26 protein-coding genes, 3 tRNA genes and 1 pseudogene are annotated in these 21,084 nt (G+C 50.8%); 19 read left to right on the forward strand and 11 right to left on the reverse strand.

What is annotated here, in order from left to right:
* Positions 1-161 precede the first annotated feature (161 nt).
* Together HAV38_RS14505 and HAV38_RS14510 are read left to right on the forward strand one after the other, a co-directional pair.
* A complete protein-coding gene (locus HAV38_RS14505) occupies positions 162-461 on the forward strand; it encodes a DUF4404 family protein (protein WP_168056112.1) in 300 nt (99 codons plus the stop codon).
* A gap of 370 nt (positions 462-831) precedes the next feature.
* On the forward strand, positions 832-1,731 hold the full coding sequence (locus HAV38_RS14510; RefSeq protein WP_168056113.1) for a recombination-associated protein RdgC: 900 nt from the start codon (positions 832-834) through the stop codon (positions 1,729-1,731).
* A gap of 201 nt (positions 1,732-1,932) precedes the next feature.
* On the opposite strand, the gene HAV38_RS21945 is transcribed toward HAV38_RS14510, so the two are convergent.
* The 3 genes from HAV38_RS21945 to HAV38_RS14525 all read right to left on the reverse strand — a co-directional run bounded on the left by HAV38_RS21945 (position 1,933) and on the right by HAV38_RS14525 (position 3,936).
* On the reverse strand, positions 1,933-2,742 hold the full coding sequence (locus HAV38_RS21945; protein WP_245182383.1) for a PEP-CTERM sorting domain-containing protein: 810 nt from the start codon (positions 2,740-2,742) through the stop codon (positions 1,933-1,935).
* A gap of 1,008 nt (positions 2,743-3,750) precedes the next feature.
* Positions 3,751-3,827: transfer RNA gene (locus HAV38_RS14520), tRNA-Asp, on the reverse strand.
* A gap of 33 nt (positions 3,828-3,860) precedes the next feature.
* Positions 3,861-3,936 (reverse strand) — tRNA-Val (locus HAV38_RS14525).
* Positions 3,937-4,280: 344 nt separating this feature from the next.
* On the opposite strand from HAV38_RS14525, the gene HAV38_RS14530 reads away from it, so the two are divergent.
* The 8 genes from HAV38_RS14530 (at position 4,281) to HAV38_RS14565 (ending at position 8,690) form a co-directional block, all read left to right on the forward strand.
* Positions 4,281-4,700 (forward strand): PACE efflux transporter, encoded by a 420-nt coding sequence (locus tag HAV38_RS14530; protein ID WP_280730154.1) that lies wholly within the window; start codon positions 4,281-4,283, stop codon positions 4,698-4,700.
* Positions 4,701-4,781: 81 nt separating this feature from the next.
* Positions 4,782-5,285, forward strand: coding sequence for an energy transducer TonB family protein (locus HAV38_RS14535; RefSeq protein WP_168056114.1), 504 nt, complete (start codon positions 4,782-4,784; stop codon positions 5,283-5,285).
* A 208-nt stretch (positions 5,286-5,493) separates the two neighbouring features.
* Positions 5,494-5,901, forward strand: coding sequence for a nucleoside diphosphate kinase regulator (gene rnk, locus HAV38_RS14540; RefSeq protein WP_184013401.1), 408 nt, complete (start codon positions 5,494-5,496; stop codon positions 5,899-5,901).
* A gap of 97 nt (positions 5,902-5,998) precedes the next feature.
* On the forward strand, positions 5,999-6,499 hold the full coding sequence (locus HAV38_RS14545) for a hypothetical protein (RefSeq protein WP_168056115.1): 501 nt from the start codon (positions 5,999-6,001) through the stop codon (positions 6,497-6,499).
* 311 nt (positions 6,500-6,810) lie between these two features.
* Complete coding sequence (locus HAV38_RS14550; RefSeq protein ID WP_375791672.1) at positions 6,811-7,113, forward strand: ElaB/YgaM/YqjD family protein; 303 nt, start codon at positions 6,811-6,813, stop codon at positions 7,111-7,113.
* A gap of 25 nt (positions 7,114-7,138) precedes the next feature.
* Positions 7,139-7,549 carry a phage holin family protein gene (locus tag HAV38_RS14555; RefSeq protein ID WP_168056117.1) on the forward strand — a complete coding sequence of 137 codons (411 nt, stop codon included), beginning with the start codon at positions 7,139-7,141 and terminating at the stop codon, positions 7,547-7,549.
* 27 nt (positions 7,550-7,576) lie between these two features.
* Positions 7,577-7,972 (forward strand): hypothetical protein, encoded by a 396-nt coding sequence (locus HAV38_RS14560; protein WP_168056118.1) that lies wholly within the window; start codon positions 7,577-7,579, stop codon positions 7,970-7,972.
* A 49-nt stretch (positions 7,973-8,021) separates the two neighbouring features.
* Positions 8,022-8,690 carry a YiaD family glycine zipper/OmpA-like lipoprotein gene (locus HAV38_RS14565; protein WP_168056119.1) on the forward strand — a complete coding sequence of 223 codons (669 nt, stop codon included), beginning with the start codon at positions 8,022-8,024 and terminating at the stop codon, positions 8,688-8,690.
* A gap of 285 nt (positions 8,691-8,975) precedes the next feature.
* Here HAV38_RS14565 and HAV38_RS14570 read toward each other — a convergent pair.
* A pseudogene (locus HAV38_RS14570) lies at positions 8,976-9,533 on the reverse strand (c-type cytochrome); the annotation flags it as partial.
* Positions 9,534-9,717: 184 nt separating this feature from the next.
* On the opposite strand from HAV38_RS14570, the gene HAV38_RS14575 reads away from it, so the two are divergent.
* The 4 genes from HAV38_RS14575 (at position 9,718) to HAV38_RS14585 (ending at position 13,766) form a co-directional block, all read left to right on the forward strand.
* A tRNA-Arg gene (locus HAV38_RS14575) sits at positions 9,718-9,793 on the forward strand.
* A 433-nt stretch (positions 9,794-10,226) separates the two neighbouring features.
* The gene (locus tag HAV38_RS14580; protein WP_168056121.1) at positions 10,227-11,270 is read left to right on the forward strand and encodes an AAA family ATPase; all 1,044 of its coding nucleotides are present in this window, start codon (positions 10,227-10,229) and stop codon (positions 11,268-11,270) included.
* The gene (locus HAV38_RS21670) at positions 11,248-11,559 is read left to right on the forward strand and encodes a hypothetical protein (RefSeq protein ID WP_209216750.1); all 312 of its coding nucleotides are present in this window, start codon (positions 11,248-11,250) and stop codon (positions 11,557-11,559) included. Before HAV38_RS14580 ends, HAV38_RS21670 begins: the two co-directional genes overlap by 23 nt.
* A complete protein-coding gene (locus HAV38_RS14585) occupies positions 11,526-13,766 on the forward strand; it encodes a S8 family peptidase (protein WP_209216752.1) in 2,241 nt (746 codons plus the stop codon). Before HAV38_RS21670 ends, HAV38_RS14585 begins: the two co-directional genes overlap by 34 nt.
* Before the next feature lie 57 nt (positions 13,767-13,823).
* On the opposite strand, the gene HAV38_RS14590 is transcribed toward HAV38_RS14585, so the two are convergent.
* Together HAV38_RS14590 and HAV38_RS14595 are read right to left on the reverse strand one after the other, a co-directional pair.
* On the reverse strand, positions 13,824-14,600 hold the full coding sequence (locus HAV38_RS14590) for a nucleotidyltransferase (RefSeq protein ID WP_168056122.1): 777 nt from the start codon (positions 14,598-14,600) through the stop codon (positions 13,824-13,826).
* Positions 14,601-14,603: 3 nt separating this feature from the next.
* Entirely contained in the window at positions 14,604-14,891 is a 288-nt protein-coding gene (locus tag HAV38_RS14595) for an SLATT domain-containing protein (protein WP_311734832.1), read from the reverse strand.
* A 95-nt stretch (positions 14,892-14,986) separates the two neighbouring features.
* On the opposite strand from HAV38_RS14595, the gene HAV38_RS14600 reads away from it, so the two are divergent.
* Genes HAV38_RS14600 through trfA form a run of 3 tightly spaced genes read left to right on the forward strand, consistent with a single transcriptional unit; the run spans position 14,987 to position 15,488 of the window.
* Positions 14,987-15,196 (forward strand): ribbon-helix-helix domain-containing protein, encoded by a 210-nt coding sequence (locus HAV38_RS14600; protein ID WP_168056123.1) that lies wholly within the window; start codon positions 14,987-14,989, stop codon positions 15,194-15,196.
* Positions 15,193-15,381 (forward strand): helix-turn-helix domain-containing protein, encoded by a 189-nt coding sequence (locus HAV38_RS14605; RefSeq protein WP_168056124.1) that lies wholly within the window; start codon positions 15,193-15,195, stop codon positions 15,379-15,381. Before HAV38_RS14600 ends, HAV38_RS14605 begins: the two co-directional genes overlap by 4 nt.
* On the forward strand, positions 15,381-15,488 hold the full coding sequence (trfA, locus tag HAV38_RS14610) for a plasmid replication initiator TrfA (RefSeq protein WP_168056125.1): 108 nt from the start codon (positions 15,381-15,383) through the stop codon (positions 15,486-15,488). Before HAV38_RS14605 ends, trfA begins: the two co-directional genes overlap by 1 nt.
* A gap of 153 nt (positions 15,489-15,641) precedes the next feature.
* Here the strand turns inward: trfA and HAV38_RS14615 are convergent, their stop codons facing one another.
* The 3 genes from HAV38_RS14615 to HAV38_RS14625 all read right to left on the reverse strand — a co-directional run bounded on the left by HAV38_RS14615 (position 15,642) and on the right by HAV38_RS14625 (position 17,646).
* The gene (locus tag HAV38_RS14615) at positions 15,642-15,959 is read right to left on the reverse strand and encodes a HigA family addiction module antitoxin (RefSeq protein ID WP_168056126.1); all 318 of its coding nucleotides are present in this window, start codon (positions 15,957-15,959) and stop codon (positions 15,642-15,644) included.
* Between the two features lie 40 nt (positions 15,960-15,999).
* Positions 16,000-16,269 carry a type II toxin-antitoxin system RelE/ParE family toxin gene (locus HAV38_RS14620; RefSeq protein ID WP_168056127.1) on the reverse strand — a complete coding sequence of 90 codons (270 nt, stop codon included), beginning with the start codon at positions 16,267-16,269 and terminating at the stop codon, positions 16,000-16,002.
* A 414-nt stretch (positions 16,270-16,683) separates the two neighbouring features.
* Entirely contained in the window at positions 16,684-17,646 is a 963-nt protein-coding gene (locus HAV38_RS14625; RefSeq protein WP_168056128.1) for a FitA-like ribbon-helix-helix domain-containing protein, read from the reverse strand.
* Positions 17,647-17,714: 68 nt separating this feature from the next.
* On the opposite strand from HAV38_RS14625, the gene HAV38_RS14630 reads away from it, so the two are divergent.
* Positions 17,715-17,999: a type II toxin-antitoxin system RelE/ParE family toxin gene (locus tag HAV38_RS14630; RefSeq protein ID WP_168056129.1), complete on the forward strand. Its 285-nt coding sequence runs from the start codon at positions 17,715-17,717 to the stop codon at positions 17,997-17,999.
* 74 nt (positions 18,000-18,073) lie between these two features.
* Here HAV38_RS14630 and HAV38_RS21950 read toward each other — a convergent pair whose 3' ends face one another.
* On the reverse strand, positions 18,074-18,235 hold the full coding sequence (locus HAV38_RS21950; protein WP_168056458.1) for a tyrosine-type recombinase/integrase: 162 nt from the start codon (positions 18,233-18,235) through the stop codon (positions 18,074-18,076).
* A gap of 556 nt (positions 18,236-18,791) precedes the next feature.
* Here HAV38_RS21950 and HAV38_RS14640 point away from each other — a divergent pair.
* Complete coding sequence (locus HAV38_RS14640; protein WP_168056130.1) at positions 18,792-19,649, forward strand: endonuclease; 858 nt, start codon at positions 18,792-18,794, stop codon at positions 19,647-19,649.
* A gap of 147 nt (positions 19,650-19,796) precedes the next feature.
* Here the strand turns inward: HAV38_RS14640 and HAV38_RS14645 are convergent, their stop codons facing one another.
* Positions 19,797-21,032: an MFS transporter gene (locus HAV38_RS14645; protein WP_168056131.1), complete on the reverse strand. Its 1,236-nt coding sequence runs from the start codon at positions 21,030-21,032 to the stop codon at positions 19,797-19,799.
* Positions 21,033-21,084 lie beyond the last annotated feature (52 nt).

Here is a 21,084-nt window from a genome sequence, read left to right on the forward strand (position 1 = left end):
TGCGGACGATTTGCCTGCAGACCCGTTGAACGGGTTGAGCGAGTTGACCAGATTGGCCAGACGCACGTTGCATTCGGACCATGCTATCCGGCGATGAAGTCATATGACATCCTGCAGCGCGTTTATAACTCAGCAACATTTTCAGAGGTAGAGAATTCATCATGAGCATCGACAATCTCAAAGAATCACTGCAAAAATTGCATGTAACGCTAGAAAACGGCGCACCTGTCGATCCTGAAACCAGAGCGCTGTTGCAAACGCTGGATGCGGACATACAACGCGTGCTGAGTAACAATGATGTCGCCCTCGCTTCTACAGCCGTGGAGGTAACGAACGACGAACCAAGCAGCGATCTGGTCAAACAGGCACAGAAAATCTCTGCGCGGCTGGCCGTCCGGCATCCTCATCTGGAACCGGTATTCCGCGATATCGCAGACATGCTAACCAAAATGGGCATTTAAAATTAACCAGCGTCCGGTTTGGCGCTGGTTGGAGGCATTGTCAGGCAATTAATGCTTACTTATCGCCTCATCTGCTTATCAGCCAATAAGAAGGAAGTTTTGAAGAAGCTACAAAACTTCAACCGCACTGTTAACTTTGCAAGTTGGTAACTGATGTTGATCCAACTTCAGCAGCCTCCTAAAAATGCGATAGTTACCGTTTTGAATAACCGCATGCGCCGTTGGCCGATGCCAGATTTATTTAATGCATTCGACTGAATCCCCACGCTTAAACACCCCCAGCTTTCCTCGCGTTAACATTCAATAGTAGCGATAGGCTTACCCGCGCTGCCATGTAAAATGGCGCCTCACTTTTTTCTTACGGAATCTCATGTGGTTTAAAAATTTACAGATTTATCGCATCCCCGCACCTTGGGCAATCTCGTCCGACCAGCTGGAAGCATTTTTAGCTAAGCAGGTGTTTGCCGATTGCAGTAGCCTCGAAATGCAAAGTCAGGGGTGGATTTCACCACGCGAGAACGGCATGCTGGTGCATACGGTCAATCGCCAGTACATTCTCGCGCTGGGTACAGAGAAAAAGCTTCTGCCAGCAACAGTAATCAATCAGGTCGCCAAAGCACGCGCCGCAGAAATTGAAGAGCAGCAGGGCTTTGCGCCCGGTCGCAAACAACTCAAGGATCTGAAGGAACAGGTGACCGATGAATTGCTGCCGCGCGCGTTCAGCATCCGTCGCACCACTTGGGTATGGATTGATCCGGTGAACGGCTGGCTGGTAGTGGACGCATCCAGCCCAGCCAAGGCAGAAGAAGTTTTGAAGCTATTATTGGGTTCCGTAGACAAACTGCAAGTATCGAGCTTGCGTACAGTGCATTCACCGTTGACCTCGATGACCGACTGGTTGGTAGCAGACGAGGCCCCTAGCGGCTTTACCGTCGATCAGGACACCGAATTGCGCGCCAATGGCGAAGGTAAGGCAACGGTGCGCTACGTGCGCCACACGTTAGAAGCGGATGACGTGCGCCGCCATATTGCAGCGGGCAAACAATGCACGCGCCTGGCAATGACGTGGGCTGACCGGATTTCGTTCGTATTGACGGAGGCGCTGGCGATTAAACGCATCGCGCCACTTGACATAATCAAGGAAGAAAACGACGTCAGCAGTAAGAATGATGATGAGCGTTTTGATACGGACTTGACGTTAATGACGGGTGAGTTGAACAAACTATTAAATGACCTGGTGTTTGCGTTAGGCGGCGAACCGGCGGCCTGATCAATTACAGTTGCTTGATGCCAGACCTGATGACTTGGGTCTGGTGAAAGCATGCTACCGGCGCTTGGTGCAAAAGGCAATTGTCACCGACCTCTGCCACGCAACCCCGCATGCGGGTTCGCAACGGCGGTTCGTGGGCATGTGATCAACCTTTTAAAAATTTTATCGGGCCGAATAGGCTACTCACATGCTAACAAGGTGTTATGACGACTTGCGACGACTGACCATGCAACCAATCAATGCCAGGCCACCTAACAGCATGGGGTAGGTTTCTGGTTCTGGTACAGGTGATATAGGAAAATTGTGAGGCGTCACGAGAGGGGCCGGTGTCGTACTAAAAGTACCGACACCGTTAGCACCAAAGTCTGCCAAATAGTCCTCTGGGGAAGTTAATGCGGTGCTCAATGCACTGAACGACAAGCTCATGCTTGAGTACGCCGGATTAGTTTTTCCGAAGTTTAAAAAGTCAGAAGTGTAAGTAATATTCTGCGTGTTTCCGGAAGCATTGATTGACGCGCTTAGACCATTGTTAATACCTAACAAGGTCGTAGGAAGCTTTTTAGTCGTAATGACTGCGGTTAACAAATTATCTAAACCGATGATGGGAGTATCGCGCGTAATTTTGATGGTCATCACTGAATCTAGTGGTTGTACATCGTAACCTATCGATGAAATATATTGCTCCTGCGTAGCAGTAGAGGATGTCATCGTGAGATGAGCGGCCTGGTTGCCCGATATAATCGCGTTCAGCCCTGTCAAACCAGAGGTGCTGAACAAAAAGTTTACCGGATCGTTGATTGCACCGAATGATGCTGTATTACTAGTTGCATCATTTATAAACTTAAAATAAGCACCATTCGTTTTATCCGCAAAGGTTGCAAATGTCAGACTATTTGTTGGAGCGGTTGAAGTAGAATCGGCAGGAGCAGGACGTGCAAGCGCCAGGGAGGAAGTCAGTAATAAAGGCATCACTGAGGCTACAGCTAAGATATTTTTCCATATCGGTTTCAATTGTGCTCTCCTGAAGTATTTTAAAATTTTTTAAATGTCTGTAAATTTAGCGCTTTCATGTACGGCTTTATCCGTTACTAATTTATTGCGCATGTTATTTAAATCAATAAATGTAAATATGTTTACATGATGCCTAAAATAGTAGTCATAAAACCTACCAATTCCTATTTGTACTGATATTGCGTTCAGGCAGGTGACTTCTCATCGCTATTTGCCGTGTGTTCAAAAACAACCGTATATGGACAGAAAAAAAACACGCTGTTTTACTCGTTCAACATATAGCCTTTCACATCTTGGACAGGTTCTTATATGCTATATATGATTACCCTTAATGAACCCCTTTAGACGCACTTGAATGCCCACGGACGACTATGGACAACCCATTTAAGGGCGGATACTGGCGTGGCGATAGGGTGTTTGCCTATCAAGGGAAATATGTCGATCTCAAGCCGCAGCAGAATACTTCCCGTTGTTTGAGCCTTCCACGTATCGAATTTATGGGCGTGCCCACCCGCGCGCTATAGCTTCGAAGGTATTGGCGCTCAGTGTTGCCTTGGTGATTTTTTTACGCGCTTGGCTTGCCCCGGGTTTGATACCGGCTTCTATCTTGTCGCGTGCCGCCTTGCGCCGGTCTCGTTTCATTGCAAAGGGGTTATATCCGGATACTTGCCGATCGCCAGGGCATTGCACCGGTCGTCGGTGCGGTAATCCATGCGCCAGTAAGTTTGCCCGTCTGCAAACCGGCAAATACAAGCCGCCGCCATCAGATGCCGGTACGGGTAGGATTATCCTTGCCCCATGTATTGCGAAGTTGTATGTCAGTCAGGGGGTGGCTAGTGTGGCCATATTTGATAATATGTATTTTCACAGTATGTAAACTACCGTCAAAGATACTGTCATAAAACTGGCTGTCAATGAACGCGAAAACACTTATGTAACAAAAAACCCGCAGTCTCATAGTGAGAGTTGCGGGTTTCTGGACTTTTTTACTTCTTAAAACGCTGTTCTTGGCGGAGCGGACGGGACTCGAACCCGCGACCCCCGGCGTGACAGGCCGGTATTCTAACCAACTGAACTACCACTCCTTGTTTAGTACATTTAATGCATATTCGGCTAAGTGGTGGGTGCTGAGAGGCTCGAACTCCCGACCTACGCCTTGTAAGGGCGCCGCTCTACCAACTGAGCTAAGCACCCATATGCTTATTCAGCCGAACATCAATGACGTTTGTCACAACACCAGAGAGGCCGAATTATACATTAGATTTTTTGTTCGTCTACAGTTTCTTAGAAAATTCTTAAAAAATTTGTTTAAGCGCAAAAAGGATAACGACGATAATCGCTGTAAGGGCGCAATCTGGCTATTTTATAGTGGGTATCATGGATCGTAAATCATACCCTCACCGTAAGAGCATTAAACTGTTTTTAGGTATACTACTTGCCCAGTAAATGACACAGCTACTTACTTCGATTCATGGCTTGATTCACGATCGAACTTGAATGCTTAGTGTCAACCCTTCATTGATTATCAGGAAAATACTATCTCTACCTTATTTCGTCGTGTCCTCCATGCCATCCTGTTTGAAATAGGCGCGCTAGTTATTTTGGTGCCGTTGATGTCATATGGACTTGGCATGGAGTTATTTCATTTTGGTGCGCTGGCATTAATCCTTGCGGCTTGCGCCATGTCCTGCAATATGCTTTACAACCATGTATTCGAATGGTTTGAAACGCGCTATTGCTGGATGCGAACCATCGTCGTCAGAATAGGTCATACACTTGGCTTCGAGCTCTGCTTTATGGCAGTCGCTTTACCGATTACGGCCTGGTGGATGGACATCAGTGTTGGTAAAGCTTTCATGCTTGATCTGGTGTTTTCGCTATTCTTCATGCTGTACGCCTTTTGCTTCAACTGGGTCTATGACATCGCACGACACCGACTAAATATGCGGACGAAATAGCGCGCCGACCCCGCCACGGCTGGCAAAGTGCTAATATTTAGCTGAGGTCCTTGTTCAAACATTCTGATCGTGAGGATGGCCATGCATATCAAGGCATCAACTTTTAGCTTGTGGACAGCAACGTTTCTATCGCTGGGATTAACCGGCTGCATCGGTGGGCCTGCTGACCGAATTAGTAGCAGCCGGGCAAACGTGCCGACACCTACCACTTTCGGCGAACCCGTCGCCCCTGCGATGACTGCCACCCCAGAAGGCTACAAACAATATCTCGCACAGCGAATAGCAGCGGTGAACTCAACGAAAGTGTACATTGGCCGGCCGCAAGCATTGTTGCGGGCAGTGATCGTTTTAAAGATTTATGTCGATGCCGACGGACAATTGCTGCGCACAGAAATAATGCGCTCTAATAAAGATCGTGTAGCTGAGGCGGTCGCTCTGTCATCGGTTAAAAATGCTTCGCCGTTTCCTAAGCCAGACAAGCAGTTATTACGCAAAGGGGAGGTTGAAGTCTCGGAAAGCTGGTTATTCAACACCGATGGACGTTTTCAGCTACGTACGCTGGCTGAAGCACAAATGAACGAATAGCGACTGATTTAAATAAATATACCCCGACGTTTTATAACCTTATGCAAGGTTAGGCGCTGATCGTAAAATTTACCTATCTTCACGAAGCGTCCGTTGTCCGCCTCCTTGCGTCTCCTGCGCTTCTCGCCTAACATCGGGCTTTACAGCGTCGCTTCTTGCTCGAACGTTTGGCATGATGTGAAGTCGCTAACTTTAAGAGAAAATTATTATGGATATGAAACCCCCAATAATGCTTTCCAGTTTCGATATGGAGCGTATTGAACAATTGCTTGATTCAAGCACCTACCGCAACGCCCCAGCCGTCGACGCACTGCACGAAACGCTACGGCGCGCACAGGTTGTTCTGCCGGAAAATATTCCGGCAGACGTGGTAACGATGAACTCCGCAGTGCGTTTTGTGGATGACACCGATACCGAACATGTGCTCAAACTGGTTTATCCCCATCAGGCCAAAGCGCATGATGTCGTGTCCGTTATGGCCCCCGTCGGCTCCGCTTTACTTGGTCTGTCGGTCGGCCAATCGGTTGCCTGCCAGAGTCCCGTGGGACGTGAACTACAATTACGCGTTTTGGAAGTGACTTATCAGCCCGAAGCTAACGGCGAGTACCACCTCTAGATTAATTCGCGCATTGTGTGGATTCAAGACGGACATCGCCGATAGCAGAGCGGTTCGCCGAGTATTTTTATAATCTCAATAAATGTAATAGGTCATCATGTCACCCGCAAATTATCAGCGCCCCCCCAAGCTGTACCGTTATTCCGATCGGCAGTGGCTAGAGCGTGCACTTACGCTCGGAGAATTTCGTTTACGTCCTCCGGTAGAAAGTTTGCAAATCGGCCACCTTCACAATTCATCGCGCGCCTCGCCCCAACTACTCACGTTAAGCTTGAGTTGTGCTTGCGACGATGCGCTGTACGATGAATTCTCCAATAGCGACTGTTGCCTTGTAATCAATGATCCGGAAGAGTTTGGAGAGCGTATTCACCGTGCCGCGCAACGTTTGCTGCCAAGTTGGACCGGAATCGATGGGGCGATTACCTATGGCAAACAAAACCCGTTAGGCGCAGCGTTTACAAAAAATCCGCAAAGTGCCTCCCAAAAGGAATGGCTCTTTGCGTGGCGACCAACGCAACCGACGATGGCCCTACGTCCGATTATCATTAAAATCGGCAGCATCGAAGCCATCGCTGAGTTGCGGCCCAAAAGCAGTTAGAGACACTTACCCTGCGGTAACCGCTAGCGCTACTCTAGTCGTTTGCATCGAAAATCCGAAACATATGAATGTGCCTTACGCTGAATACGCTCCACAGCGTGCTATTGCATGCTGTAAAGCGCAGGTTACGGTTTAAAACGTCTTCTACCTTGGCTCCCAGAATTTGTTGTATCAAATAATGCAACTAAATGCTCTTCTATCAATCCAATTCATCAGTTGGCACAATCACAATAATATAAAGCGGTGCCGAGACAGGCACTTTTTTTAAAGACTGTTCGCTATAATAGTAATTTATTAACAAGGGGGTCATGATGCAAAAATCGAGCTTTAAGACCACACGTGGCGATATCAGAACACTGGTAAAAGATGCCCAGGACCTATTCCATGAAGCAACGATAAACACTGGCGAAAAAGCCGACGCATTGCGCGTAAAAGGACTTGAGTTGCTGGATGCGGCAGTCACAAAGGCGCAGGATGTGCAAACCGCTGCCTTTGCTACCGGCAAGGAAATCGCAGCCTCGACCGATAATTATGTGCATGAAAATCCGTGGGGCGCCGTCGCAGTATCGGCCACCCTCGGGCTTTTATTGGGCATGATTATCTCCCGTAAGTAAACTGTAGCGTAACCGTCAGGTGAGCATGGACAACAACACATCCAGGCATTCCGATAGCAAGCATTCCGCGCCGCATTCACCGGGTCTGGTCGCTGGACTGATCGGCATTGCCAAAAATTTATTAGCGCTTGTCATTAGTCGGATAGAACTGGCGGCGCTTGAGTTCTCCGAGCTCGGCACGCATATCGTCAAGTTGCTGCTCGTTTTCTCTCTGGGCATTCTGGCTTTATTATTTGCATTGGCATTCTGGTGCGGCCTCATCGTCGTCCTTGCCTGGCCCACCCTCGGCTGGAAGATAGTCCTCATTTTGGCGGCTGGCTTCACTGTTATCGCCCTTGCCATGGGTTTATATGTCCGTGCCCTCCTGGGTCAGGGCCGCATCGGCCTTCCGAATACGATGAAAGAACTTCGTCAGGACCGGGATGCATTACTTTGATGCGGTTTTATCACTATAAGGCCTGACATGACAATTCAAACTAACGACGACCAGCCCTTATCGCTGGCTGAACGCAAACAGCATCTGTTACGAGAAGGCGCAAAATTCCGCGCCGAAATAGTTCTCTGTCGCGGAGTCGTGCGGTCTAACATGTCCGGGGACTCCTTCACCAAGGGTGTGCTTGGACGCGTCGCGGGTACCGCATTTGCCATGCTGACCAAGAAATCGAGCCTGTTTACTGTGGCCAGACTACAAACTCTGGCACCTTTGTTAATGACCGGTGTATCAATGTTATCGAAGCGCCGGATACCCAAACCCCTATTGCTAGGTGGTGCCTTAATTGCGGCCGCAAGCGCTGCAGCGTATTTCAGCAAGCGACCAAAAAAGTTTGAGCCGAGGAAAAATCACGAACCCCGCCGATGAAATCGTGATGTATCATTTGAGTTGCATCGCTTAAACTTTTGAGGGAAACATGAATAAATTTAAACTTGGTGCTGCGGCACTGGTCGTTACTTTGGCCACGGCCGGCTGCGCTAACATGTCCGATACGCAACGTGGCACGGCATCCGGCGCAGGAATTGGAGCAGGTATCGGCGCGCTACTTGGTGCGGTAACCGGACCTGGCGGCGGCGGGCGAGCATTGGGCGGAGCAGCCATTGGCGGCGCCCTCGGCGCAGTAGCAGGTAACATCTGGTCCAACAAAATGGAAAAACAAAAGCAGGCTATGCAACAGGCTACGCAAGGGACTGGGGTCCAAGTCAGCCAGACCGCCGATAATCGCCTGAAACTCGCGATTCCAAGCGATGTTTCGTTCGACACCGGTCGTGCCGATATCAAGCCTAACTTCCGTCCTATTCTGGAGCGCTTTGCAACAACGCTGGCCGAGAACACAGCGACCACAGTGACGATCATTGGTCACACGGATAACACCGGCAGCGATGCCATTAACGAACCTCTGTCGCTGCAACGGGCCGCCAGCACGCGTGATTATCTGACAGCGCGCGGCATCTCGCCACGCCGTTTTGGTATCGAAGGCCGTGGTTCCCATGAACCGGTCGCTGCCAACGACACCACTTTTAATCGTGCACAAAACCGTCGGGTTGAAATTTACGTGGCTGAACCGCAGCAACAACAGCAATAACCTGCCTGTGGGGGTAGGGGCCAATAAGCTGCCCATCCGATCAGGTCGCGATAGCACAAAAAAAACCGACTCAATGAGTCGGCTTTTTATATGGTGGTGCCCCTTGTACCAGGTATTGCACCTCTTACCAGCGCACCTACAAACTTATTAAACAAACTCGTAAGCCTGCTCAGCGCTTATTACGTCTTATTTGGCAGAAGCTGTGGAAGCAGCGGCTGTAGCGGAAGCAACCCCGGCGGCAGAGGTCGCTGGCGCGGCCGCGCTGGCAACTGGTGCGGTAGCATTGGCGGGCGCTGAAGCACCTGTCGCTGCGGCCGGTGCCGAAGTAGCCGGAGCCGGAACGACTGGATCCTTAAATTTACCGCCGGATGCATTTACCATAAAGACCACTGCACGGGCGACTTCAACGTCGTCCAGATCAGGATTGCCGCCTTTAGCTGGCATCGCGCGCAAGCCGTGGATTGCATAGCCAATGACTTTGTCCTCGCCGTCTGCAAGACGGGGACCCCAAGCGCTAACGTCACCGAATTTCGGTGCGCCGGCAGCGCCACTGCCGTGACAGGCTACACAGGTAGATTTATATACTTCTTCACCAGACAAAAGCACACGTGGTGCATTTACATCCTTGAAAGTAAAGCCTTCATCGGCGACAGGCTTCAATCGCGCCGCAATCGCTTCAGGCGTTTGCCCCTCAGAACCAGCGCCCGTTTTTTGCGCATTAGTGACAAATTGCACCAGCAAGACGATACAAATAATGGGGACTAAAAAGCCGGCCAGAATAGCAACTGCTAATTGTTTTGGCGTCTTAATTGCGGATTGTTCTTCGTTGTGTGCGTCGCTCATGTTTCCCTCAGTACAATTTTCAAACCGGTGGGCTATACAGACGCGCGTAGAAAAAAGCCCCAACAACGCACGGTCCCTCGCCAAACCCTTGATTATAGTCGTAATAATGACTATTAGGAACGATAAAGCAACGCAATTCATGGACGCGCGCACAGAAAAACGGTATCCTTCGTACCTCTCATATGCGGCTGTAGCTCAGTGGATAGAGTATTGGCCTCCGAAGCCAAGGGTCGCTGGTTCGATTCCAGCCAGCCGCACCAGTAAAATCAATGACTTAGAAAAATTAAATCAGATAAACGCTACGCTTCCAAAGTTTGTGTAGGGACAGTGTAGGATTTTCTGATTAACAAATGAACAGTGACTACTGTTATTAGGAACCAAGGTTGCCTCTTTCGTTTCTAGGGATTTGCAGTCATGTCAGGTCTATTTCTCATCCTAAGGTTAATTCAAGCTTCGCCTTACCATCCACAGGTTTCTCCCGTGTCACGTGCTAGATCGTCGATGTCCACTGATACATCGACATGATCATCCGCGTTCATAGTGGCAGTTGTGCCGGTAGAAACTATAACGACGTCGAATCGACAAATTGACCGAAGATTGTGGTGTTGCCGCTGGCCCGCATCAAACTGAATAACTCGCCAACGTCATCGCTCTGGGTAGAGTAAAATACAACTGTAATATTACGGGAAACTTATGGCTAGTGCAGAACAAATCAAGGCACTGCTCAAGTCGCATATGAATGGCGATGATAGCCATTTTTTGTCTGTAGCAATGCAAGTTGCAGCCCACGAGGCCAAACTGGGGCATGGGAAGTTAGCTGAAGAGTTACGCGACATGGTCGATGCCGCCAAGGCACGACGTCCGCACGGCCAATCCGGAAAACTCGTGCAGCTCAGCCAACCCCGTGGAGAACTCGCAAGCCTTCTGAGCGTTAGCTACCCGGCCACGCGGGTAGTTGACATGGTTCTCGATCAAAGTATAGAAAACCAACTTCATCGCATCATCAAAGAACAACGCCTGTTCGCAAAGATTCGTGAGCATGGTCTATCGCCACGCCGTAAACTCCTACTCGTTGGCCCCCCTGGGTCTGGAAAAACCATGACTGCGTCGGCATTGGCGGGGGAGCTGGGCATTCCTCTGTTCCTCGTCCGCCTCGATGCTCTCATCACAAAATTCATGGGGGAAACGGCGGCCAAGCTGCGGCAAGTGTTCGACTCAATTGCTGAGGTTCGTGGTGTATATTTTTTCGACGAATTTGATGCGATCGGCTCTCAGCGTGGTTTAGCTAATGATGTCGGTGAAATTCGACGCGTGCTGAATAGCTTTTTGCAAATGATCGAACACGATCATTCAAACAGCCTCATCATCGCTGCGACTAACCATCCGGAAATCCTCGATCACGCCCTCTTTCGCCGATTCGATGACGTAATCGAATACAAACTACCAGGCCAAGATCAAGTAGCCACGCTGCTCAATCGCCGCTTAGGTAGATTCAAATCTAAGGAATTCAACATGAAGCAGGCAGTGGATGAAGCTGAAATGTTGAGTTACGCGGAGCTATGCCGTGCAGTCGATGAATCAATTAAAGAAGTGATTCTTCGCGATGGCGACAGTGTTTCGGAGACGAGTCTGATAGATATGCTGGATGAGCGCAAGCTCATCTCGGCTAAACTGAATGGCAACAACAACTACTACAACAAAGAGCTGCCAAACAATGACGGAACAGGCAAGCAATAAGCGCCCCCACCTCGTACTTATCGAGACATCCCAACGAAAACCATTCACAGCCCACACGCCCAATGGGGGTGCGAAACCCGCTGTCCCCGATTTGCCTCGTGCCCAGCATGGGGCATCGCTGCAAGCCCAATTGGCCGAATTAAGGCCAATCGCGGAACAGGCGAAAGTGCTACAGCAACAACAAGCACTAGAAGCCGGCCTGGGTGTACAGATTCAATTTATCGGCCAACCGGATGTTGAATTGGCATTCACAAGTTGGGTAACGACACAAAGCAAATCGAGCTACTGAGTGTCCGCCAAGACGGGGGGCATACTGTCGCCAATGTTTTTGTGCCCGACGGCCAACTTGTACACTTCGAAAAATATGTCACCGATTATTTACAAGAAAAGAAAAACAAGAATGGTGACGCGCTTGATCATAAGGCACTTCTAAATACTATTTACGCAATTCGTGCCGCGGAGTTACGAGCATTATGGACGGATGACCCGACGTTACTTCCAGCAGATCAATCTGAAGCATTTTGGTGGGAAGTTTGGCTCCCTGTCCGTGGCAAACATGCTGAGATCAGAGAGGAAGTTGTCAGCGACTTCCGGAAGCTAGCCGCAGCAACTGGCTGCAAAATAAGTGAATCGCGCGCAGATTTTCCAGAACGTGTTGTCGTACTGATGTACGGATCAGAACGACAATTTTCGCATTCAGTTATTGCCCTGAACTGTGTTGCAGAGCTTCGTCGTGCGAAAGAGACTGCGGAATTCTTCGATAGCATGGCTGTCGAAGATCAACAGGGCTGGCAAGACGATCTACTTGCCCGAGCCGTTTTTTCTGGCGACATAGAAAATGCTCCTAGAATTTGCTTGCTCGACAGCGGCGTAAACCGAGCTCATCCATTAATCGCTCCAGTCATCCAAAGCAGTGGCCTATATACCGTCAATCACGCTTGGGGTGTCGATGACCAAGCAAACCATGGCACAGGCATGGTCGGCATCGCAACCTACGGTGATCTTTCCAACGCTCTCGCGTCAAGTCTCCCAATTCGTATTAGCCATTTGATTGAATCGGTTAAGCTGGTCGAAAATCACGGCGCCAATCCCGGGGGTAGTGAGCTTCACGCCAGTTTATTCGCCGACGCGGTTAGTCAACCTGAAGTAACGGCCCCGAATCACCCAAGGGTATTTAGTTCCACCGTAACGTCGGCAGACTATAGGGATCGCGGTCGCCCCTCAAGCTGGTCCGCCATGGTTGATCGACTAGCCTCAGACGCTGACAACAATGGTGCATTCCCACGACTTTTTGTTCAGTCTGCCGGAAATATGTTCGATCAAAATGCTTGGCTAACCTATCCTGCAGGTCTTTCAACAAACTTGATCCACGACCCAGGGCAAGCATGGAACTCGCTAACCGTCGGAGCATATACCACCAAGGTTGGCATTTCTGAAACCGACCATCACAACTGCGCTACTATTGCTCCAGCTGGTGGTCCAAGCCCGATGACTAGCTCGTCGGCAACGTGGGATAAAGCTTGGCCGCTAAAACCCGATGTAGTATTTGAAGGCGGCAATGCAGCCCAAGATGAACTCGGCGCGGTCGTTTTACCAAGCTTGAGCTTGTTGACAACTCACAACAATTCACAGGAGCGGTTCTTCACCACGACCAACGCCACCAGCTCCGCCTCCGCCTTGTGTGCTCGCATGGCAGCACAATTGATGGTGGCATATCCGACACTCCTTCCTGAAACGATTCGAGCGCTGATCGTGCATTCTGCAGAATGGACGGAGGCGATGCTACAAATGTACCTCCCTGTTCAGGGTTGTACAACGAAGGCGGCCTACGTCAATCTAGTCCGGCATTGCGGCTGGGGTGCTCCTGACATGGAAAGAGCCCTATGGAGCGCAGGAAATTCATTGACATTGATAGTGGAGGATTCAATTCACCCGTACCATAAAGATGGCGGCGCTATCAAATCGGGTGATATGAATCTGCACATCCTACCATGGCCTAAAGATGAGCTCGAAGCCCTTGGCAATATGCAAGTCGAAATGCGTGTCACCCTCTCCTATTTTATTGAGCCAAACCCATCTTCACGTGGTTCCGCGTCCAAATATCATTACGCTTCACACCGCCTCCGCTTCGATGTCCGTCGCCCGCTGGAGTCACTTGACGACTTTGTCGCTCGAATTAATGCCGCTGCGACACAGGACGAAAATGGTGCGCACGCAGATCCCCAAGACCCTTCCTGGAGACTCGGCGAGAACCAAAGAAGCAAAGGATCGCTGCATCAGGATATATGGACTGGCACCGCTGCCGACCTCGCAAGCCGTGCGCAACTCGCTGTATACCCAGCTGCTGGCTGGTGGCGAACACGTCCCAAGCTGGAACGATACAATTTTCCAGCCCGCTACAGTCTGCTCATTTCGATTCGTACACCGGAAACCGAGACCGATCTATATAACGCAATCGCTCAACAAATTGCGATGCCGATTACAAGTGTTGTCTAGCGATAACGCTTACCCGAATACAATCTTCGCCAGATTGAATGCCGTGAAAAATTTCCATCAGAGCCGGAATAGCTTCTTGATTTCTTTTTCTGCCGCCACAGGCATTTCGTCCTCCTCGTATTGCCTGGCCTTGGCTACGATTTTTTTTGCTCGCGTGATCTCGTTATTTGCCCGTTGCGAGTACGACAACTTGGTACCCAAGTTATCGATAACCGCGAATAAATAGTCCTTTTGGTTCTTCTGAAACCAGAAATTCAGACCACAGATCCATTTCTCCATCGCGAAGGACTCGAACGGGAAACCGCTCTTCGCATTCCAATACTTCATCAGCCGAATAGTCGGCTTGATCAACGAATTGCTCGCCTTATTTTTTGCTTCAAGCGTAGCGTTGAAGTCGTTCGGGTTTGTGGTCGTCCACCCGCCCGAACCTTTGGGAATTTGAAGTCCGCTAATCCAAGTGGTCGTTGCGGGTACCAAATCAAACTTGATGTGGTTCAGCTCAAGAACGATAGTCGGACTGGACTGATATATTTCCGATGAGCCATAACGCTTTTCAACGAAGGTTTTCAGACGGTTCAAATACGTCTGAGGCGTAGAATTGCTATCGCTGAAAACGACCATGTAGTCGATGTCGGATTGCTCATCCATCGAGCGAGGCAGAATCGTGCCACGTGTTGACGATCCGAAGCGGAAATACTGTTTGATCATACCGCTGTCAAAGTGCAACGCCATTCGAGATTGCAGCGCGGTGATCGAGGTCGTAATCGACGATTGCTCGACTGAAGAGAGCACGGCATTGCTGGCAGTGTTCGTTAGAAAGCTCGATACAGACATCCTTTAGTCCTCCTTGTCCACTTTATGGGTTGCCTCGCCGTCTTCGATCCCTTTTCGAGCGGCGACAAATGCCCGACGCGGAATATTCTGACTCTTCTGATTCAACTCATTGCGCGTCGTCGAAAGTACCTTCAGTCTTTCGAGGAGCTCGTCCAGTCGATATGACTGAAACAGTTCGATCTCCCGAAAAAACCGGGCATCGTTCCGAAGGGCGAGGAACTGGCCTGCAGTGACCCGGTGCATTGCCGCGCGTTCGTTGGGTTTAAGAAAAGTCATTAACCCCGTGAGCAACTAGGCCAAAAGGGTGGAATATTTCAGCGGCAAGTTGATAGATAACGTCGATTTTGTGTATAACCGACGCATTAATACCATCATGGAGACGCATTATGTCTGCACGATTCAATGTAGTCCTGTCCGATGACCTCAACAAAGACATCGACAAAGCCGTAGAGGCAAATGAGACCAACAAGAGCGAGCTACTACGTAAGGCGCTGCAACTCTATCTTGCAGTTCTCGATGGCAAGGAGCGTGGCCTGAAATTGGGCTTGTGCGATCCTTATACCGAGAAGATGCAAACAGAGTTTATCGGCCTATGAGCAATGGCTTTGACCATATTATGGTAGCTGACCTGCCAGAATTCGATGCCGCTCAGCACTTAACCACCGATAAGGCCATTGCGGTATTTCTTGCCGACGCAGAAGAAACCGACGATGCTGAATTTATCACTCATGCACGGGAAGTCGTGGAGAGGGCCAGAATCATCAACAATCATTCCGGTTGATGTGCGGATCGGACCCTGATCGAGTCAAGAAGTGGACGGAGCTGAACGGCAGCGGCCTGGTCAAGAAGACGTGGGTATCTGGTGACTTGATCTACTGTGAACGGTAGGCGTGCGATGATACGCGATCAGCAGCGGGGGCTTCGCCCCCGTTTTCATTGACAAATGAGGGGCACGGCTGGCGAATTTTCGCGGCCGCGAAAACCAGCTATGTGCTGCGTATCGAGCCTCAACTGTAGTGACTTGCGTTTGTGGGTGAAGGCTCAGGCCGCCTCAAGTTCGCGTGGGGCGATCTCTTTGGCAATCTTCGCGGCGGTCTTCTTTTCTGCGATTTTGAAGTCGTAGGTCGCCTGCATGTTGATCCACCCTTGCGCATCCTCGGGCTCGCCGCCGAAGTAGCGCGTCAGGCGCAGGGCGGTGTCAGCCGTCACACCACGGCGTTCAAGCACGATATCGTTCACCCGTGACGCTGGCACGTGCAGCATCTTCGCCAGTGCGTTCGCACTCATACCGAGTGGCTTCAAGTAGTCCTCGCGCAGCACCTCGCCAGGGTGAACCGGCCGCATTCCGTTTTTGATCATGTCGCACTCCATTGCGTAAAAAATCCAGCAGGCTGGCTGGTCAGTGTGGGTCTTCAATCAGCACGTCGTATGGTCCAGCGTCGCCCCATTTAAAGGTCAGACGCCACCGCCGGTTAATCCGCACATGCCATGCGTCATCATAAAACTTCAAGTCATTGCCGGGAGGCAGCTTCATGAAGTTGATCGTCGACGCGCTGTTGAGTTGTGTTAGCTTGCGCGTTGCTACTGCAGCTATGGTCGCGAACCGCTTGCACTTCCCGGTCGAAAACAGCTCCTGCGTGTCAGCTTCTGAAAAAGATTGTATTGCCATGCCTGTATTATATACCGTTTGCCGGTAAGTGGTATATCATGACTATGAAAAAATTCGTTATGTGGCACAAATTGCAGCTAGGCTATTTGCGCCCACCCCCTCGAAAAGGTAAAAGTTTCATTTTACGGGTGTGCCCTTGGCCCCTCAAGCTTCAACATCGCGCCATGCGGTTGCACCAGGTGCGCCAGGCCGGCGACGTGCGAGCGCTCAGAATCTGCGACAGACAAGGCTATGGGAGTGTTTGGCCGTGGACAGAATGTGCATAACTTGGCCAGCCGTGACACTTGTGGGGAGTTCATTGACAGCCATGAAGGCGGGTTACACAAAGTGACCACCATGCCTTGGCATACTTCCGAAGCAAGTAAACTCTTGATTGACGTGGAAGACACCTTGGTTGTGTGTGGTTGAGAGATTTCAACCGTCGCTACGAGCCATCGTTACCGCACCTTGACGAATCTGTGAGCGTAGTTCGTTCAGGTGCGTCCTGGCCGATATCACTCTTTCAATGCGTTCATACAGCGATTTCCAACCCGGCCAGTAATTGTGCTTGGGTGCCATCGCGCTATCCCATATATCCTCCCACCACATCGACCTAGAACCGTCCTTGAGCAAAGAGCCGGGGTGAGTGTTTCCGTTGGTCAACTGCGCTATGTCATCGGGGCGTAATTGATAACCTAGAACCATGATGCCGTTACCCGACTTGGTGTAGCGCTTATACAGAAGTTCGAGCGTCACAAAGAGGGCAGCAAGAGACGCTTCGCCGCCAGCGCCGATCTCTTCTGACACGTGGATCGACGTGCAGAACGTCTGAAAATGGCCTTCGTCAGATTCCTTCACGATGTACAGCCCACCTGTGGGATTGTCGGCACGGATGAGGTGCAAGAGTTTGACCTTGCTGTCCGACGCGGCGGCGGCGGGGCTCCAACTCAGCAGCCAGTCCACGGCCTCGAAGGGGTTTTCAGAAAAGCGCTCGTATGTCGGCGGATAGAGCGCTTTGTCGCCGTGTTTGAGCCAGTCTGGATCAACGCCTAGGAACTTCGCAATCGCTGACAGTTGGGAAAAGCTTGGCTCCTTATTTCCAAGGAACCAATCCTCAACATCCTCTACTCGCTCCTCCTTGATGGCCTCTGCAATGTGCGACGTGGTGAGCTTCGCACCCCGGCGACCAGCGTTGACCTGCGTAAGCATTCGGTTGAGGCGCTCGGCAACGCCCTTGCGGCGAGTGTTGCGAGATTCTTGAACGAACGATGGTTCGACCCACGCCCGTAACGCTTGCCGGGCTTCAGCCTCAGTGGAGCGGTCATGGAGGTCAGCCAGTGCTTCCAATGTCCGAAAAATCTGGCTAGGAATGTTCCGAATCGCAATTTTATTAAACATGATCGCTCTTTGAATGTGGTGATTCAAAATGATATCATATTGATCTTGAGTTGCACATTGAGTATTTTGTGATTAATTTGAGGTGCGGTCAAGGTGATCAGGATCGCGCTGACGTTTCGGATTACATTGCGGCTGACAACCCGCTAGCGGCCGCCCATATAGAGGAGCTTTTCAGTGATGCGGCCGCCAGGCTTGTTGATCACACAAAGCTGGGGCGGCCGGGAAAGATTCAAGGAACCCGTGAGCTGGTGCCGGATGAAAGCTATCGCCTGATGTACGGAATCAGCGGCGAAGCCGTGTGGATGCCAACCTTGGCTCACACTGCGCGCCAGTGGTCATTGGTCCGTGATTGAGCGAGGTGAATAGGTGCTGAGGGTCGAGAGGTTGACCGCATTCGATGCGGCCGAATGTTGGTCGCGAATTCTTACTAATTAACAAACATGGTATTTTTATGCGCGATGCATTTTTTTAAGTCGATATTGGACCAGGTCAGCCTGGCCAGCTCCCCACGTCTCATGGCGGTTTCCACTGCCAAACAGATGATGGTTGCCAGCTCCGCAGATTCACTATGTTTCAGGATTGCATTCAGCTAACAGGCCGCCCAAATAATCCCAGGGAACATCGAGAACACCATTTCGGTGTTCTCGGGGGGCTTCGCGTGGTATGCCCAAAACTGGACACACCCTGTTTCCGTAGAAACCAGTGTGGAAACATCATGTCTGGAAACCGGTCATTCTGGTGCGTACCTGTCTGCGTATCAGGTGCCACGTACCTGGACTTTGCAGTTTCCCTGGCTATTGCGCAGGGACAATGTAACAGCGCGAAATTCCGCTGTCCCCCCCATGTATCAATTTTAAATCGCCATTGACGCCCGCCTAATTCTTCCAACACACTTTTCAGTCATAATCACGTACAAGATATGGCCACGCAGCGAATCGGCGATCTTGATTTCTTTTGGAATTAAAACAGTGGCCGGTATTAATAGTAAAATCATCCCCCATGTACGGACGAATCCCTCAAACCAGAGCGGCCACTGCACGCCGGGCATCTTACGAACTTTTGTATCGTTTGTTAAAGAACACCCAGTAGCTCAAGGTCCGAGATAAAAAATTAAGCTCGCCATCTCGATAAAAAACAGGCAAGCGATGCGCAAGATCAGCGGAAATTTTTTACCTAATACAACACCCCGTGCCGAGTTTGAGTATCCGTCGCATATCGACCCTGAAAGCCTGCGGCTTCTGCCCAATAAGCCCGGCATCTATATATTTCGGGGCGACAACGACGCACCGTTATACGTTGGCAAAAGTATCAATATCCGTCACCGCGTGCTATCACATCTGCGCTGCGCCGATGAGGCGCGCATGCTGACCCAGAGCCGACGGGTCGAGTTTCGCCGGACTGCTGGCGACATCGGCGCGCTGTTATTAGAATCGCAGCTGATCAAAGAGCTGCAACCACTGCACAACATCAAACTAAGGCGCAAACGTGAAATGTGCGCGTTAAGAATCACGGCGCACGGTGCGCCAGAAGTGGTTTTTTCGAAGGATTATGACTTCGCTTCTGAAGCAGGCATTTATGGGGTATTCAGTAACCGCCGCAGCGCGCTGGAAACCCTGCGCACCATCGTTGCCGATCATCAGCTATGCGGCATCATCACGGGTACTGAGACCGGCTCCCACGGGCGACCTTGTTTTTCCAGACAGATTAAACGCTGTCGCGGTGCGTGTGTCGGGGCCGAATCGATTGAAGAGCATCAGCAACGTCTGCTGCAAGCGATGGAGGCAATGCGCGTGATCCAATGGCCTTTTGCAGGTGCAATGGGAATTACGGAAGAGTGCGACGGCTGGCGTCAAACCCATGTGATTGACCATTGGATGTATCTGGGCTCGATTGATGCTGCCAATGTCCAGATCGAGCGTCCCAAAAAACGCTGCTTTGACATCGATGCCTACAAAATAATTGTTAAACCTTTTCTGGCCGGACAGTTGATTGCGTTAACATAATATTTTCATGCCTGCGCCATGATGAAACCGTAGAGGCCAGCGGGCCGTGAATACCCGCTAATATTACGATTAGCTGGCAAGCTCAGCTGGTAACGGTCCGACGAATGTTGGTAGAAACTTGTTACAGGTGGTTATACAAAAACCAGGCTAACTCCCGGAAACCGATCCCACATTAGTGGGCGCTAGTTTTGCCACCAGAGGCACAGCCAACGCGGCCATTACAGCGATGACGCCCGACACATAGCCAATATTGCCCGACCCCCACGCCGAGATGCTGAGGCCACCAATCACGGCACCAAGCGCGATACCGCCGTTGGCTGCCGACACATTGATCGTTCCTGCCAACGCCTGCGCCTGGGAAGCGGCCTTCATTACCCGTATCTGGCAGATGGGATAAAGAGCAGTATTTGCGATGCCCCACATGCCAAGCGCAATGGCAAACCAGAGGCTGGTACCGGCCAAAGCCATGGTCGCGGCCATGCCAGCGGCAAGTACGAGGCTGAAGATGGCAGTGGTCGTGAGGGGCTTTTTGTCTACCCATAGGCCCCCAAGCCAGTTTCCTATCAATCCGACGGCACCGAAGCCCATTAACCACCAACCGACTTGCGCTGAAGCAATTCCGGCGGATTTTTCCAGCATTTCAGCCAAATAGGTGTAGCCGGTGAACATGCCGGTAAAGACTAGAATCGAAAGGGCGACATTGGCCAAGAAGAACGGACTTTTGAGAATTTGGGTTTGATCCGCCATGCGCACAGGCTGCGACGCGCGTACGGTCGGCATCCTCAAGTACATAAGGATGGCAACCACTAACGACAGAACTGATAGCAGGGCGAAGGCACCTCGCCAACCAATGGCGTCCGATGCTAGCGTACCAAGTGGAATGCCGAACAACATCGCCGCGGAGATACCCAGATACACGCGAGACACCGCACGGCCACCGTTTTCGGGACCTGCGATTTGCGCCGCCGTGTCACTCGCCGTTCCCCAAAAAACCGGCAGTGCCAGCGCTGGCAACAGCCGCGCAATGCCTAACACCCATACATTTGATGCGACGGCTGCCAAGCCATTTGACACGGCAAACAATACTAAAATCGCCACGAACAGCCGTTTGCGCTCAAAGTTAGCGAGCCAGGCAGTCAGGAATGGTCCGCACAGCATTACCACTACGGCGAAGAACGTGACAAACTGGCCTGCGGTGGTCACTGAAATGCCCAAGTCACGTGCGAGTGCCGGTAACAGCCCAACGATGAGGAACTCTGTAGTGACGATAACGAAGGCAGCCACGGCCAGAATAGCAATGGACATGGCATTTCCTTTGGCCAAATCAACTGCCGGATCAATTGCCGAGAGATGATCGGGATTCAGGGTTTTAACACTGGACATGAGGCTTGACTCCAAGAATGGTAACGCCCATGATATAAGAGATTTAAATTCT

It is taken from the genome of Glaciimonas immobilis (assembly GCF_011947285.1).
Taxonomy (GTDB): Bacteria; Pseudomonadota; Gammaproteobacteria; order Burkholderiales; family Burkholderiaceae_D; genus Glaciimonas; species Glaciimonas immobilis.